Origin of the sequence: Vibrio orientalis CIP 102891 = ATCC 33934 (genome assembly GCF_000176235.1) — a bacterium.
Lineage (GTDB): Bacteria > Pseudomonadota > Gammaproteobacteria > Enterobacterales > Vibrionaceae > Vibrio > Vibrio orientalis.
Map to the genome: position 1 here is coordinate 239,488 of NZ_ACZV01000005.1, position 14,467 is coordinate 253,954.

Genomic DNA, 14,467 nt, shown 5'->3' on the forward strand with positions numbered 1-14,467 from the left:
ATGAAACTGAATTTCTCTTTGTACCGCTACAATCCGGACGTTGATCAAAAACCTTACATGAAAGACTACACGCTTGAAGTGGACGAAGGCTCTGACATGATGCTTTTGGATGCGTTGATTCTGCTGAAAGAGCAAGATCCAAGCATCTCGTTCCGTCGCTCTTGCCGTGAAGGTGTATGTGGTTCTGACGGTCTGAACATGAATGGTAAAAATGGCCTAGCGTGTATCACGCCACTTTCTGCACTTAAAGCAGACAAGATTGTGATTCGCCCATTACCAGGTTTGCCTGTTGTTCGAGATCTTATTGTTGACATGACACAGTTCTACGATAACTATTCGAAAGTTAAGCCTTTCTTGATTGATGACGGTGCTCTACCGCCATCACGTGAGAACCTGCAAACGCCAGATGAGCGTGCTCATCTTGATGGCCTATACGAATGTATCATGTGTGCATGTTGTACAACGTCATGCCCATCTTTCTGGTGGAACCCAGATAAGTTTATTGGCCCTGCAGGTCTATTGGCAGCTTACCGCTGGTTAATTGATAGCCGAGATACAGCAACAGATGAACGTCTATCAAATCTTGATGATGCATTTAGCGTTTTCCGTTGCCATGGCATCATGAATTGTGTAAGTGTTTGTCCTAAGGGATTAAATCCGACGAAAGCGATTGGTCACATCAAGACGATGTTGGTTAACCGTTCTGTCTAATGAAACAAAAAATTGCCGGCCTAATTTGGGTCGGCTCTTAATAGCTCGGCGTAAGACCGAAGCAAACGTGAAAACTACTGGTTAAGGGAAAATATGCACAACGGCGTGATGAAGGCGTGGCTCGAGTCTTCACACTTGGCTGGCGCCAATGCAACGTATGTAGAGGACCTCTACGAACTGTATCTAAGTGATCCCGATCTGGTAAGTGAGGAGTGGAAACGCGTATTTGAAGGCTTGCCTAAGCCGACAGAAGAAGTGGTAGAACAACCACATTCGCGTGTCCGTGACTACTTCCGACGACTCGCTCAAGAAACAAAGCATTATAGTGTCCAGGTTAGTGATCCAGATGTCGACGCTAAACAAGTTAAAGTACTCCAATTAATCAATGCTTACCGATTCCGTGGACACGAAGCGGCACAGCTTGACCCTCTTGGTTTATGGCAACGTCCACCTGTGGCGGAGCTAGAACCCGCATTCCACAATCTTACCGAAGATGACCTAGAAGAGACCTTCAACGTTGGTTCTTTTGCCATTGGCCAAGAGACGATGCAGTTGAAAGATATCTATTCAGCTCTGAAGAAAACGTACTGTGGTTCTATCGGTGCAGAATACATGCACATGACAGACACAGAACAAAAACGTTGGATCCAGCAACGTTTAGAGTCTGTGATTGGTCAACCTTCTTTCTCTACTGAAGAAAAGCACATGTTCCTAGACGAGCTGACAGCAGCTGAAGGTCTAGAGCGTTACCTAGGTGCAAAATTCCCAGGTGCTAAGCGATTCTCACTAGAAGGTGGTGATGCACTAATCCCAATGACGAAAGAATTGATTCGTCATGCGGGTGCAAGTGGCATGCGTGAAGTGGTTATCGGTATGGCTCACCGTGGTCGTCTAAACATGTTGGTAAACGTGTTAGGTAAGAAACCACAAGACCTATTCGATGAATTTGCTGGTAAGCATGACGAAACGTGGGGTACAGGTGATGTTAAGTATCACCAAGGTTTCTCAGCGGATTTCGCAACGCCAGGCGGTGATGTTCACCTAGCGCTAGCCTTTAACCCATCTCACCTTGAGATTGTAAACCCAGTAGTTATTGGTTCGGTACGTGCCCGTCAAGATCGTTTAGGCGACAAGACAGGTAGTACAGTTCTGCCGATCACTATTCATGGTGACTCTGCAATTGCAGGTCAAGGCGTAGTTGCTGAGACGTTCAATATGTCTCAGGCACGTGGTTTCCAAGTTGGCGGTACGGTTCGAATTGTTGTCAATAACCAAGTTGGTTTCACGACATCTAACCCGACTGATACGCGTTCAACCATGTACTGTACCGATATCGCTAAGATGGTACAGGCACCAATTTTCCACGTAAACGCAGACGATCCAGAAGCGGTTGCATTTGTTACTCGTATCGCGCTTGATTACCGTAACGAATTTAAACGCGATGTTGTGATTGATTTGGTTTGTTACCGTCGTCATGGTCACAACGAAGCGGATGAGCCGAATGCGACTCAGCCACTGATGTACCAGAAAATCAAGAAGCACCCAACGCCACGTAAGCTATACGCGGACGTGCTAATGGAAAAAGACGTTCTTGGTATTGATACTGCTACGCAACTGGTCAACGAGTACCGTGACGCATTGGATCACGGCGAAGTTGTCGTTAAAGAGTGGCGTCCTATGGCTCTTCACTCAGTAGACTGGTCTCCGTACCTTGGTCATGACTGGGATGTTGAGTGGGACAACAAATTTGATACTGAGCGCTTAATTGAGCTAGGTCAGCGTCTATGTACTTACCCAGAGAGCCACAAGCTGCAAAGCCGAGTGAACAAGCTTTACAACGATCGTAAAGCGATGATCAGCGGCGAGAAAGCGGTTGACTGGGGTATGGCAGAAACGTTGGCGTATGCAACGCTCGTTGATGACGGTAAGCGTATTCGTATTTCAGGGCAGGATTCTGGCCGTGGTACTTTCTTCCACCGTCACTCAGTTCTGCATAACCAGAACGATGCAAGCACGTTTGTTCCTCTAGCAAATATCCACGATAAACAAGGTCCGTTCCAAGTCTTCGACTCGGTGCTTTCTGAAGAAGCAGTATTGGCCTTTGAATACGGTTATGCGACAGCAGAGCCAAGTGGCCTAACGCTTTGGGAAGCGCAGTTTGGTGATTTCGCCAACGGTGCACAAGTTGTTATTGACCAATTTATCTCGTCAGGTGAACAAAAGTGGGCTCGACTATGTGGCCTAACGATGTTGCTTCCGCACGGTTATGAAGGTCAAGGCCCAGAGCACTCGTCAGCACGCCTAGAGCGTTACTTACAGCTTTGTGCTGAGCAAAACATGCAGGTTGTTGTGCCATCAACTCCGGCGCAGGTTTACCACATGATTCGCCGCCAAGTTGTTCGCCCAATGCGTCGACCTCTTATTGTGATGTCACCGAAGTCTCTACTTCGTCACCCGCTATGTACTTCTACATTAGAAGACCTATCGGAAGGGACATTCCAACCAGCGATTCCAGAGATCGACAACCTAGACGCAGCTAAAGTGAAACGCGTAGTCTTCTGTTCGGGTAAAGTTTACTTCGACTTGCTAGAGCAACGTCGTAACAACGAACAAGACGATGTGGCTATTGTGCGTATCGAGCAGCTATACCCATTCCCACAGGATGAAGTGAAAGCGGCGATCGAGCAATACACTAATGTTGAAGACTTTGTTTGGTGTCAAGAAGAGCCTCAAAACCAAGGTGCTTGGTACTGTAGCCAACACAACTTCCGTGCTGCAATCCCAGCCGGTGCTGATCTTAAATATGCTGGCCGCCCAGCATCAGCATCACCAGCTGTCGGTTATATGTCAGTACACTTGAAACAACAAAAAGCGCTGGTTGAAGACGCGCTTAACGTGAATACAAAAACTTCGGATTAAGAACTAGAAGTTAAAGGAAGAAACAGATATGACAATTGAAATTCTGGTTCCAGATTTACCTGAATCTGTTGCAGACGCTACAGTAGCAACTTGGCACAAACAACCTGGTGACGTCGTTGAGCGTGACGAAGTACTGGTTGATATCGAAACTGACAAAGTAGTTCTAGAAGTACCAGCTCCAGAAGCGGGTGTGCTAGAAGCAATTATTGAAGCAGAAGGTACTACGGTACTTTCTAAGCAGCTAATCGCTAAGCTTAAGCCTGGTGCGGTTGCTGGTGAACCAACAACGGATACGACTGAGTCTACAGAAGCGTCTCCAGATAAGCGCCATAAAGCTGCGCTTACCGAAGAGAGCAACGATGCGCTAAGTCCAGCTGTTCGTCGTCTACTTGCAGAGCATGGCTTAGAGCCATCTCAAGTAAAAGGTACGGGTGTTGGCGGTCGTATTACTCGTGAAGATGTTGATGCGCACCTAGCTAATGCGAAAGCGGCACCTAAAGCGGATGCTCCTGTGGCAGAAGCTCCAGCGGCGGCTCGTAGCCAGAAACGTGTTCCTATGACTCGTCTACGTAAGACAGTTGCAAACCGTCTTCTTGAAGCGAAGAACAACACGGCAATGCTAACGACGTTTAACGAAGTAAACATGAAGCCAATCATGGATCTTCGTAAGCAGTACAAAGACCAATTCGAAGAGCGTCACGGTATTCGTCTAGGCTTTATGTCTTTCTACGTGAAAGCGGTGACTGAAGCGCTAAAACGTTACCCTGAAGTCAATGCATCGATTGATGGTGAGGACATTGTTTACCACAACTACTTCGACATCAGCATGGCAGTATCTACGCCACGTGGTCTAGTAACTCCAGTATTGAAAGATTGCGACACACTAGGCTTTGCTGACGTAGAAAAAGGCATCAAAGAGCTAGCAATCAAAGGCCGTGACGGCAAGCTAACTGTTGATGAGCTAATGGGTGGTAACTTCACTATCACTAACGGTGGTGTATTTGGTTCACTGATGTCAACGCCAATCATCAATCCGCCGCAGTCAGCAATTCTTGGTATGCACAAGATCCAAGAGCGCCCAATGGCAGTAGATGGCAAGGTAGAAATCCTACCTATGATGTACCTAGCACTGTCTTACGATCACCGTCTAATTGACGGCCGTGAGTCCGTTGGTTTCCTAGTAACGATTAAAGAGCTACTAGAAGATCCAGCGCGTCTGCTATTAGACGTTTAATATCGCTAAAACGTCTAGTTACCTTGGGTCGCTAGACGTTCGATAGTTTCAAGGGCTAGACTAGCTCAACTGTCTGGCCTTCACTTGAACCATTGTTTGTTGCTGGATAAACAATGATTTATTTGAGAAGACCCTACAGACGTACGCAGCATAGCGACGTTATGGAAATAATAATCCCTTAAGGGAAAATAAACGGAATATCAAAATGAATTTGCATGAATACCAAGCCAAACAGCTGTTTGCAGAATTCGGTTTGCCTGTACCGGAAGGCTTCGCTTGTGATACACCACAAGAAGCTTTTGAAGCTGCAGGTCGCATTACAACTGAGAAGAAAGTTGTAAAGTGTCAGGTTCACGCGGGTGGACGTGGTAAAGCGGGTGGCGTTGAGCTACACGACACGAAAGATGGCGTTAAAGAGTTTGCTCAAAAGTGGCTAGGTAAAAACCTAGTGACTTACCAAACAGATGCAAACGGTCAGCCTGTAACAAAAATCTTAGTTGAAGAAGCGTCGAACATCGCAAATGAACTATACCTAGGTGCTGTTGTAGACCGCGCTAGTCGTAAAATTGTATTCATGGCTTCTACTGAAGGCGGCGTGGATATCGAAAAAATCGCAGAAGAAACCCCTGAGTTGATTCACAAAGCGGCAATCGATCCATTAGTTGGCCCTCAAGCTTATCAAGGTCGCGAGCTAGCGTTTAAGCTAGGTCTTAAAGGTGACCAAATCAAACAATTCGTTAAGATCTTTATGGGTCTTGGTGAGATGTTCGCTCAGTACGACTTAGCTCTACTAGAGATCAACCCTCTTGTTATTACTGGTGAAGGCAACCTGCTTTGTCTAGACGGTAAGATCAACATCGACTCAAATGCACTTTACCGTCAGCCTAAGCTGCGTGAAATGCACGATCCTTCACAGGAAGATGAGCGTGAAGCGCACGCAGCTCAGTGGGAACTGAACTACGTAGCACTTGATGGCAACGTTGGCTGTATGGTTAACGGTGCAGGCCTTGCGATGGGTACGATGGATATCGTAAACCTACATGGCGGCAAACCTGCTAACTTCCTAGACGTTGGTGGCGGCGCAACAAAAGAGCGTGTTGCTGAAGCATTTAAGATCATCCTTTCTGATGACAATGTGAAAGCAGTACTTGTAAACATCTTCGGTGGTATCGTTCGTTGTGACATGATCGCAGAAGGTATTATCGGTGCGGTTAAAGAAGTCGGCGTAACGGTTCCTGTTGTTGTTCGTCTTGAAGGTACTAACGCTGACCTAGGTCGCGAAGTACTTGCTAATTCTGATGTTGATATCATTGCTGCTGAGTCGCTAACAGATGCTGCTCAGAAAGTTGTTGCTGCTGCGGAGGCTAAATAATGTCTGTACTAATTAACAAAGACACTAAAGTAATCTGTCAGGGCTTCACTGGTGGTCAAGGTACTTTCCACTCAGAGCAAGCTATCGCGTACGGTACGCAGATGGTTGGTGGTGTTTCGCCTGGTAAAGGTGGTCAAACTCACCTAGGTCAACCTGTATTCAACACAGTACGTGAAGCTGTAGAAGCAACGGGCGCAACTGCGACTGTTATCTACGTACCAGCTCCGTTCTGTAAAGATGCAATCCTTGAAGCGATAGATGCAGGTATCGAGCTTATCGTGACAATCACAGAAGGTATCCCAACAACAGATATGATCGATGTAAAAGTGAAGCTAGAAGAAACTGGCGTTCGCATGATCGGTCCCAACTGTCCAGGTGTTATCACTCCTGATGAGTGTAAGATTGGCATCATGCCAGGTCACATTCATAAGAAAGGTAAAGTGGGTATCGTTTCACGCTCAGGTACACTAACGTACGAAGCGGTTAAGCAAACAACTGATGAAGGTTTCGGCCAATCTACTTGTGTAGGTATCGGTGGTGACCCAATCCCTGGTTCAAACTTTATCGATATTCTAAAGTTGTTCCAAGAAGACCCTGAAACAGAAGCAATCGTAATGATTGGTGAAATCGGTGGTACTGCGGAAGAAGAAGCAGCAGCGTACATCAAAGAGAACGTTACGAAACCAGTCGTTTCTTACATTGCAGGTGTTACTGCTCCTCCTGGTAAACGTATGGGTCACGCAGGTGCAATCATCTCAGGTGGTAAAGGCACAGCGGAAGACAAGTTTGCGGCTCTAGAAGCGGCAGGCGTTAAGACTGTTAAGTCTCTTGCTGACATCGGCAAAGGTCTACGTGAAGTAACAGGTTGGTAATTTAACCTGCTTCAAATGAGAAAGGCTTGGCACATCGCCAAGCCTTTTTGTTTTCTACTCTTCAACTATTTATCATTCCATAGAGCAACGAAGGAGAGAGTAGGAAATCTCTATTTCGCTAACTTTTTCTCAATCGCAATCAATCTTGCTGTTAGATCCTGTACTTGCTTTTCTAACTGTTCAATTCGATCTGAATCAACGTCTTGTTTTTTTGCTGCCACTTCGATTTTAGGCACGCGATTCGAACTTTTCCAACTCTTCAAGGTTGTAATCAAAGCTGGCATAGGCACAGGTGTACTCAAACGCGCTTTTACTAGTGCGACTGTCGGCTCTTTCCCTTCTGCGTGTAACTGTTCAAGGACATCTTTTAGCTCTTGGCTAACATCTTGAGTAAGCATATAACCTCCATTGTGCTGATGTATTTAATCATACCCAGTCAATCTAAAATTGGCGAATAGAAAATAGTGAAAGAGTTTGTGCGAGATCTCTCACACCTGCTGTGAGACAAACTGCGTTTTAAACACAAGATAAGTACCTGAGGTGAGTTTAACCTTTTGATTTGTAGTTAAATTTTGTTTTGTTTCAATATTGTTGCGTTTTTTTGATTTACTACAAGCATTGTCTCTGGCGCTCATTCGCGTAAATTAGAACCTGTCGGAAGGATACTGACACGGAACAGGAAAGACCAAGGATTGGGAATCTTCAGGAAGAAGATTGGTTGACTAGGATAGTTAATCAAGCACGGAGCGAAAAGGCATTGTAAGGAAACAGCCACTGACAGGATGTGAGTGACAAGGAAGGCAATGGACTCCTCTAGGAAGAGGCTAGGACAGTATCAGGAAGATACACAGGACACCACTTAAGGATAGAGTGATGTGCGCTAACTAGGATATGTTAGCTATCAGGATGATGAGGACACCGCTAGGAAGGCGACGGTTGGATAATACTGAAGGATTCAGTAGCTATTATGGAAGATGCATGGAGCACCTTTTGTAGCCGGAATGCTGCGAGTAAGACTTATAACCCCGATACTGATGTATCGGGGTTTTTCTTAGATCTCACCTTTACTAATAACTCTAATAACAATGTGCTAAAAACAACCTAGATCAATAAAGGTTGCTATCAGTTGGTATAAATTTTCGGCTTTGTTTTATAAGACAAGAACTGCTGCTTACAAGGATGTGTCATGACTATTGTGACTCGCCGATCGTTATTAGTACCTTATAACGACTCATTACAATCTGAGTTTCTTATTCTCAACTGTTGTGCGATCAATCGCGCGCAAATGAATGGGGCGCACACGGTGTCGTCCGCTAAGAGACTGTTTGAACAGGTACTAACAGACCCTAATATCTACGCCAGAGCGGTACTAGACAGTAGTACTCGTGACTATATCGGTCATGTGTTTGTTTGTGATCTAGACGGTGAACCTGAGCTTGGATATATCTTTGATAAAAATTACTGGGGAAGAGGGATCGCCAGCGAAGTGTTGCAGGCGTTTTTTCCAAAGGCATTGCGCGACTTAAACATCAACAAAGTCATCGCAACAGCCAATGTCGGCCATGAGCCTTCAATTCGAATTTTAAATAAACTGGGTTTTGTACTCAATGCCCATAAAGCTGATACGTTCGGTCCCTATGATGAGTACCTATTTACATCCGATGCGGTGGTAGAGCCACCTTTGCTAGTCGGAAGCCTTGCATAATAATCTCCCCTTGGTAGCAGTCGTCACCCAGTGACGAAAACTCAAATTGATAGATAGAATGCCAACGCCAGACACCGTCTGGCGTTTTAAGTTTGTGACGTTTGAGAGCGACACTGACTAATTGAAGATCGAGCTCTTTGCACTTTCGCAATGCGATGCTTTTAGCTATTTCCGCCTGTCGTCTTTGCTGCCAAAACAGAAGACAGACAATGGCAAGAGCTAGAATAGCAAAGAGGTCATGAATCATAATTAAGCCTTAGTTGCTTGTTGCAGTCGAATAAGCGCTTGTGCCAGCTCCTCTGAAGGGCTTGAGTGCAGCAAAGGCAGTAAAACCATTCTAAGTTCAGGTAGCATAACAAGATCAGCAAACAGCTGATTAAACAGAGTTTGGTTGCCAGTTTGTGCTAAGCGCAGCAGGAACTGCTCTGCTGTCTTTGCATCACTAAGCCAATGCCAACTGCGACCTGCTATGCCAATTAATATCTCTTGATGGCTTAAGCGCGGGCTAGCAAGAATGGCATCAAAGATCGGTTGTGCTATGGATGTCGTTGCGCCAGATAGGGCACGTGTTAACGCTGAAAGTAGGAACAGGTCTGGTTGTTCATTTTCAATCTGCTGCTTGGCCATCTCGGCAATTCGCTCAGCGAGCTTATTCGAAAGTTCGGTGTGCTCTAACGCCCCAAGTAGTGCATAAAGCGGTTCATTAGGTAGGTGTTGCAGCGCTTTGCGTACATTAACGCCATTTTGCTCTTGGCCTAGGCGCGCACAGATATCAGTCACGCCTTGTAGGCCAACCGTGTGCCATTTATCCCACTCTAATCCGCCCGAAAAGTAGTGCTGAGCGTGCTCATAATATTGGCTACAAGGCAGATCTAGCGAGGCACGAACTTGGCTGTGAAAGACCGCCATCTTGTCTTCAGCAGGTTTGAAGGTATAAGGGTTGTTGGACAGCTTCTCTTGTTGCTCTTCACTCATATCTTGATTGATACGAGTACCCATTGCTTCAATCACGTACTTTAAGAAGTTACCAATGTCTGACTGCTTAAGTAAGCCACGCTCATCAAGATCAAACTTTAGAAACCAAATCCATGGCTGTTGCTCTTTGTTCCAATAAGCGATCGCAATATGGGCTTTACGCTGCATTGGGTAAGGGTATGGCAGTTGACCTTTCTCAGCATCAGCAAAGGTTTTTGCGTCGATGGTTTTGATACGACGCCCAAGATCAAACACTTGATACTGGCAGTCACTGTCATTGAGCAGTTGGGTGAGGGTATGAATCGTTTCCATTGGAGAATTGTCCTAACTTTCTTTCCTCTATAAATGGTACTCTTAGGCCAATTTTCAAGGTCCAATATCAAGTTTAATGACGAAAGAAAAACAATTAGTCGAGTTAATCGACGCTTTAGAAGGTGAGATGCAAGAATTGGGGCTGTGGCAACAACACACTCCTAGTGTTGAAGCACTAAGCAGTCAGGAGCCTTTTGCTATCGATAGCCTCACTCCTCTTGAGTGGTTGCAATGGATATTTGTCGCGCGCATACGTCTACTATTGAAAGACAATCAGCCGTTGCCAATTGGGTTTGCGATGGCCGCTTATTTTGAAGAGTGCTGGAAACACGAGCAGGAGATGAACTCACTGATCAATATTATCCAACAGATAGATAAGGTATGTAGCGATGCTTGAGATTGTTTTCCAAGATGAGTATTTCGTCGCCGTAAATAAGCCAGCGGGGATGCTGGTTCACCGTAGTTGGTTAGATAAGCATGAAACCCAGTTTGTGATGCAAACCTTGCGTGACCAAATTGGTCAACATGTGTTTCCTCTTCACCGGCTTGATCGACCGACATCAGGTGTGCTGATTTTTGCACTGTCTAGTGAAGTGGCTTCGCAGGTGATGCCGATGTTCGCCAATCACGAGATGGAGAAAACCTATCACGCGATTGTCCGCGGTTGGATTGAAGAGTCTGGTCGCCTTGATTACGCATTGAAGGTTGAGCTGGATAAGATTGCTGATAAGCACGCCAGCCAAGAGAAAGAAGCGCAAGAAGCCATTACTGACTATTGGCCGCTGGCGAAAGTAGAAGTGCCTCATTCTACAGGTAAGTTTCCAACCACTCGTTACTGCTTGATGGAAATGAAACCACTAACAGGGCGCAAACATCAGCTAAGGCGCCATATGGCTCACCTAAGGCATCCTATTGTCGGTGATACGACTCATGGTGACGGTAAGCACAATAAACTGTATAGAGAAGTCTACGACTCGCACAGGCTTCTACTGCATGCATCAAGCTTAGAGTTTGTCCATCCCTTCACCAATGAAAAGCTACTTATTAAAGCGGGTATCGACGAAACCTGGCAAAAACTCTGTGCGGAGTTTGATTGGCAAGTGCCAGAATAAATTCATTAGCGACAAAAAAGCCCTCAGATAGAGGGCTTTTTGATACCAAAAAAGTAACGTCTACTTTTCTAGATATTGGCGAATGGCGTTTTCGATGCCGGTTGCATCTAAGCCTAATTCAGCATGGAGTTCATCTTGGGTGCCTTGATGAACAAATTCGTCTGGCAAACCTAGGTTAAGTACTGGTTTGATGACTTTCTCTTTCATCATAAACTCAATCACACCTGCACCCGCACCGCCAGCAATCGCATTTTCTTCGAGTGTTACTAGCACGTCGTGCTCAGCCGCGAGATGCTTGATCAGCTCTTTATCAAGTGGTTTAACAAAGCGCATATCTGCAACCGTGGCATTTAAAGTCTCTGCCGCTTTCAGAGCGTTACCAAGGAAAGTACCAAAGCTTAAGATCGCGACCTTTTCACCTTGGCGAACAAGGCGGCCTTTGCCGATCTCTAGTGCAGTAAACTCTTGTTCGATCTCTGTACCCATACCGGTACCGCGTGGGTAACGTACCGCCGAAGGGCCAGTATGCTTATGACCAGTGTAGAGCATTTGGCGACATTCGTTCTCGTCACTCGGTGCCATGATCACCATGTTTGGAATGCAACGCATAAAGCTTAGGTCAAAGGCACCTTGGTGAGTTTGGCCATCTGCGCCAACTAAACCTGCACGGTCAATGGCAAACATCACAGGCAAGTCCATGATAGCCACATCGTGAATCAGCTGATCGTAGCCACGCTGCAAGAAGGTCGAGTAGATAGCAACGATTGGGTTATCACCCGCAATCGCCATACCTGTCGCCAACGTCACAGCGTGCTGCTCAGCAATTGCGACATCAAAGTACTGCTCTGGATACTCTTTCGAGAAACGAACCATACCAGAGCCTTCGCGCATTGCTGGCGTAATCGCCATCAGCTTAGGATCTTGCGCGGCCATATCACATAAGAAGTCACCGAAGATCTTAGAGAAGCTTGGTTTGCCACCACTGCTCTTTGGTAAAGTGTTGTGGCTAGGGTCAAACTTAGGTACACCGTGGTAGCCGATTGGATCTTTTTCTGCAGGCTCGTAACCTTTGCCTTTCTTAGTCATGATGTGCAGGAACTGCGGGCCTTTTAGCTCGCGCATGTTCTTCAGAGTTTTGACCAACTCATTGACATCATGGCCGTCGACAGGGCCAATGTAGTTAAAGCCTAGCTCTTCAAATAGAGTGCCAGGAACGACCATGCCTTTAAGATGTTCTTCTGTGCGGCGAACTAATTCTTTAATCGGTGGAACGCCAGACAGAACTTTTTTGCCGCCTTCACGAATGGAGGTGTACAGGTTTCCAGAAAGTACTTGGGCTAAGTGGTTATTCAGCGCGCCAACGTTTTCCGAAATCGACATCTCGTTATCATTAAGAATAACCAGCATGTCAGAGTGAACGTCGCCCGCATGGTTCATTGCTTCGAATGCCATACCCGCAGTGATAGCACCATCACCAATGACGCTGACGACTTTACGGTTCTTACCTTCTTTTCCTGCGCTGATCGCCATGCCTAGACCGGCACTGATCGATGTTGAAGAGTGACCAACAGATAATGTGTCGTACTCACTCTCTTCACGCCAAGGGAATGGGTGCAAGCCGTCTTTCTGGCGAATGGTAGGCATTTGGTCGCGGCGACCAGTTAAGATCTTATGCGGGTATGCTTGATGGCCCACATCCCACACCAATTGGTCAAAAGGCGTGTTGTAGACGTAATGAAGCGCGACGGTGAGTTCCACGGTACCTAAGCCGGAAGCTAAGTGGCCACTTGATTGGCTCACTGAATTTAATAAGTAGGTACGTAGTTCATCACATAGCGTCGGCAGTACTTCTTTCGGAAGACTACGGAGCTCATCTGGCGTATCTGCTAGAGCAAGTGTTGGATATTTTGAAATATCAAGAGTCATATAAATGCGCGCTTATTGTGTTAGTTCTTGCGCTCGATGACATATCGGGCGAACTCTTCGAGTAACTCTGTATTGTATGGGATTGCTTCCAAAGCTTGAAGTGCTTCATTTAACAGAGTGTGAGCTTTGTTAATAGCTCCGTCTAATCCTAGCAGGGCAGGATAGGTGCTTTTGTTTAATTCTTGATCAGAACCTTGAGGCTTACCCAAAGTTTCTGTATCACTAACTATATCAAGGATGTCGTCTTGAACCTGAAAGGCAAGTCCAACCGCGTCGGCGTATTTGTCGAGCTGAGGCATCACCTCAAGTCCTTTCTCACCCGCCGCGAGAGCACCTAGGCGGATTGCAGACTTCATCAATGCGCCAGTTTTGTTGCGGTGAATCTCTTCTAATTCTTCTAGTGAAACAGAGCGGTTTTCAGCCGCAAGGTCCAATGCTTGACCTAAGCACATACCATTCGCACCTGACGCGTCAGCCAAGACTTTTATCATCTTTATACGGTTAACTTCAGCATTTGGGTGTAAATCGCCGTCAGCTAAAATGGTGAATGCTAATGTTTGCAGCGCGTCACCAGTGAGGATCGCGGTGGCTTCATCAAATTTTATATGACAGGTTGTTTGACCACGACGAAGTTCATCGTCATCCATCGCAGGTAGGTCGTCATGGATCAGTGAGTAGGCGTGAATGCACTCAACCGCAGAAGCAGGAGTATCAAGGTCACTCTTATCACAACCTAACATTTGACCGGTAATGTAGACCAAAAATGGTCGCGCACGTTTGCCACCAAGTAATAGCCCGTAGCGCATTGCTTCAATTAATGGCTGATTTTGGTGTGGCAGTGCTTGCAGCCAAAGATTTAGCTGATCATTATTGCGTTGTTGAAATGAGGTTAATGCCTCTTGCATAACAGACATATTTCTATCAATTACTCAGGCTGGCCGTCAAAGTTACTTAATGGGGATTCGTCATCGTTTTGCAGCAAAATGCTAACGCGTTGTTCGGCATCGCTGAGTTTAGTTTGGCCTGCACGAGCAAGCGTAATGCCACGCTCAAATTTCTTAAGCGCATCTTCCAATGCTAAATCACCATTCTCGAGGTTTTCTACGATGATATCGAGTTCGTCGATCGTCGCCTCGAAGGTCATGTTTTCAGGTTTCTTGCTCGCCATAACGTTTCTACTTTGACAAAGATGCACGAAAGTTACCTTAGCCGATAATGATGGTCAAATTTAACCGAGTAAAATTGTCAGAAAAATCGAGCTTTGGCAGCCAATCAATCAGTTTGAATCTCATCAGTCGCGTAATTTTTCTAGTGCAAGCAAAGTAAGCA

Annotated in this window: 14 protein-coding genes; 8 read left to right on the plus strand and 6 right to left on the minus strand. The window is 46.0% G+C overall.

Annotation, left to right across the window (positions count from 1 at the left end; translation table 11 throughout):
• The 5 genes from VIA_RS11630 to sucD all read left to right on the plus strand — a co-directional run bounded on the left by VIA_RS11630 (position 1) and on the right by sucD (position 7,108).
• Positions 1-711 (plus strand): succinate dehydrogenase iron-sulfur subunit, encoded by a 711-nt coding sequence (locus tag VIA_RS11630; RefSeq protein ID WP_004413191.1) that lies wholly within the window; start codon positions 1-3, stop codon positions 709-711.
• A 93-nt stretch (positions 712-804) separates the two neighbouring features.
• Positions 805-3,630, plus strand: a complete 2,826-nt coding sequence (gene sucA, locus VIA_RS11635) for a 2-oxoglutarate dehydrogenase E1 component (RefSeq protein ID WP_004413192.1) — start codon at positions 805-807, stop codon at positions 3,628-3,630.
• A 28-nt stretch (positions 3,631-3,658) separates the two neighbouring features.
• Positions 3,659-4,864 (plus strand): 2-oxoglutarate dehydrogenase complex dihydrolipoyllysine-residue succinyltransferase, encoded by a 1,206-nt coding sequence (odhB, locus tag VIA_RS11640; protein ID WP_004413194.1) that lies wholly within the window; start codon positions 3,659-3,661, stop codon positions 4,862-4,864.
• A gap of 205 nt (positions 4,865-5,069) precedes the next feature.
• Entirely contained in the window at positions 5,070-6,236 is a 1,167-nt protein-coding gene (sucC, locus tag VIA_RS11645; RefSeq protein ID WP_004413195.1) for an ADP-forming succinate--CoA ligase subunit beta, read from the plus strand.
• Positions 6,236-7,108, plus strand: coding sequence for a succinate--CoA ligase subunit alpha (gene sucD / locus VIA_RS11650; protein ID WP_004413196.1), 873 nt, complete (start codon positions 6,236-6,238; stop codon positions 7,106-7,108). The genes sucC and sucD overlap by 1 nt, the downstream gene beginning before the upstream one ends.
• A 110-nt stretch (positions 7,109-7,218) precedes the next feature.
• Here the strand turns inward: sucD and VIA_RS11655 are convergent, their stop codons facing one another.
• On the minus strand, positions 7,219-7,506 hold the full coding sequence (locus VIA_RS11655; protein ID WP_004413197.1) for a hypothetical protein: 288 nt from the start codon (positions 7,504-7,506) through the stop codon (positions 7,219-7,221).
• Positions 7,507-8,294: 788 nt separating this feature from the next.
• Here VIA_RS11655 and VIA_RS11660 point away from each other — a divergent pair.
• Positions 8,295-8,813: a GNAT family N-acetyltransferase gene (locus VIA_RS11660; protein WP_004413198.1), complete on the plus strand. Its 519-nt coding sequence runs from the start codon at positions 8,295-8,297 to the stop codon at positions 8,811-8,813.
• Here the strand turns inward: VIA_RS11660 and VIA_RS21705 are convergent.
• Positions 8,761-9,060 carry a DUF3301 domain-containing protein gene (locus tag VIA_RS21705; RefSeq protein ID WP_004418618.1) on the minus strand — a complete coding sequence of 100 codons (300 nt, stop codon included), beginning with the start codon at positions 9,058-9,060 and terminating at the stop codon, positions 8,761-8,763. The two genes, VIA_RS11660 and VIA_RS21705, sit on opposite strands and share 53 nt — an antisense overlap.
• 2 nt (positions 9,061-9,062) lie before the next feature.
• Positions 9,063-10,100, minus strand: coding sequence for a DUF3549 family protein (locus VIA_RS11665; RefSeq protein WP_004413199.1), 1,038 nt, complete (start codon positions 10,098-10,100; stop codon positions 9,063-9,065).
• Between the two features lie 76 nt (positions 10,101-10,176).
• Between VIA_RS11665 and VIA_RS11670 the strand changes: the two genes are divergently transcribed.
• On the plus strand, positions 10,177-10,497 hold the full coding sequence (locus VIA_RS11670; RefSeq protein WP_004413200.1) for a YqcC family protein: 321 nt from the start codon (positions 10,177-10,179) through the stop codon (positions 10,495-10,497).
• A complete protein-coding gene (gene truC / locus VIA_RS11675) occupies positions 10,490-11,212 on the plus strand; it encodes a tRNA pseudouridine(65) synthase TruC (protein ID WP_004413201.1) in 723 nt (240 codons plus the stop codon). Before VIA_RS11670 ends, truC begins: the two co-directional genes overlap by 8 nt.
• Positions 11,213-11,272: 60 nt before the next feature.
• On the opposite strand, the gene dxs is transcribed toward truC, so the two are convergent.
• From dxs to xseB, 3 genes are read right to left on the minus strand one after another with little or no spacing between them, the layout of a single operon-like run.
• Positions 11,273-13,138, minus strand: coding sequence for a 1-deoxy-D-xylulose-5-phosphate synthase (gene dxs, locus VIA_RS11680; protein WP_004413202.1), 1,866 nt, complete (start codon positions 13,136-13,138; stop codon positions 11,273-11,275).
• A gap of 20 nt (positions 13,139-13,158) precedes the next feature.
• Complete coding sequence (ispA, locus tag VIA_RS11685) at positions 13,159-14,043, minus strand: (2E,6E)-farnesyl diphosphate synthase (protein ID WP_004413203.1); 885 nt, start codon at positions 14,041-14,043, stop codon at positions 13,159-13,161.
• Between the two features lie 20 nt (positions 14,044-14,063).
• Positions 14,064-14,306, minus strand: coding sequence for an exodeoxyribonuclease VII small subunit (xseB, locus tag VIA_RS11690; RefSeq protein ID WP_004413204.1), 243 nt, complete (start codon positions 14,304-14,306; stop codon positions 14,064-14,066).
• Positions 14,307-14,467: the final 161 nt, after the last annotated feature.

What these genes read in the sequence shown, in the direction of transcription:
- truC (WP_004413201.1), top strand. Translation starts at nt 10,490, where the DNA reads ATGCTTGAGATTGTTTTCCAAGATGAGTATTTCGTCGCCGTAAATAAG.
- VIA_RS11630 (WP_004413191.1), top strand. Translation starts at nt 1, where the DNA reads ATGAAACTGAATTTCTCTTTGTACCGCTACAATCCGGACGTTGATCAA.
- sucD (WP_004413196.1), top strand. Translation starts at nt 6,236, where the DNA reads ATGTCTGTACTAATTAACAAAGACACTAAAGTAATCTGTCAGGGCTTC.
- VIA_RS11655 (WP_004413197.1), bottom strand. Translation starts at nt 7,506, where the DNA reads ATGCTTACTCAAGATGTTAGCCAAGAGCTAAAAGATGTCCTTGAACAG.
- VIA_RS11660 (WP_004413198.1), top strand. Translation starts at nt 8,295, where the DNA reads ATGACTATTGTGACTCGCCGATCGTTATTAGTACCTTATAACGACTCA.
- dxs (WP_004413202.1), bottom strand. Translation starts at nt 13,138, where the DNA reads ATGACTCTTGATATTTCAAAATATCCAACACTTGCTCTAGCAGATACG.
- VIA_RS11670 (WP_004413200.1), top strand. Translation starts at nt 10,177, where the DNA reads ATGACGAAAGAAAAACAATTAGTCGAGTTAATCGACGCTTTAGAAGGT.
- VIA_RS21705 (WP_004418618.1), bottom strand. Translation starts at nt 9,060, where the DNA reads ATGATTCATGACCTCTTTGCTATTCTAGCTCTTGCCATTGTCTGTCTT.
- ispA (WP_004413203.1), bottom strand. Translation starts at nt 14,043, where the DNA reads ATGCAAGAGGCATTAACCTCATTTCAACAACGCAATAATGATCAGCTA.
- sucC (WP_004413195.1), top strand. Translation starts at nt 5,070, where the DNA reads ATGAATTTGCATGAATACCAAGCCAAACAGCTGTTTGCAGAATTCGGT.
- sucA (WP_004413192.1), top strand. Translation starts at nt 805, where the DNA reads ATGCACAACGGCGTGATGAAGGCGTGGCTCGAGTCTTCACACTTGGCT.
- xseB (WP_004413204.1), bottom strand. Translation starts at nt 14,306, where the DNA reads ATGGCGAGCAAGAAACCTGAAAACATGACCTTCGAGGCGACGATCGAC.
- VIA_RS11665 (WP_004413199.1), bottom strand. Translation starts at nt 10,100, where the DNA reads ATGGAAACGATTCATACCCTCACCCAACTGCTCAATGACAGTGACTGC.
- odhB (WP_004413194.1), top strand. Translation starts at nt 3,659, where the DNA reads ATGACAATTGAAATTCTGGTTCCAGATTTACCTGAATCTGTTGCAGAC.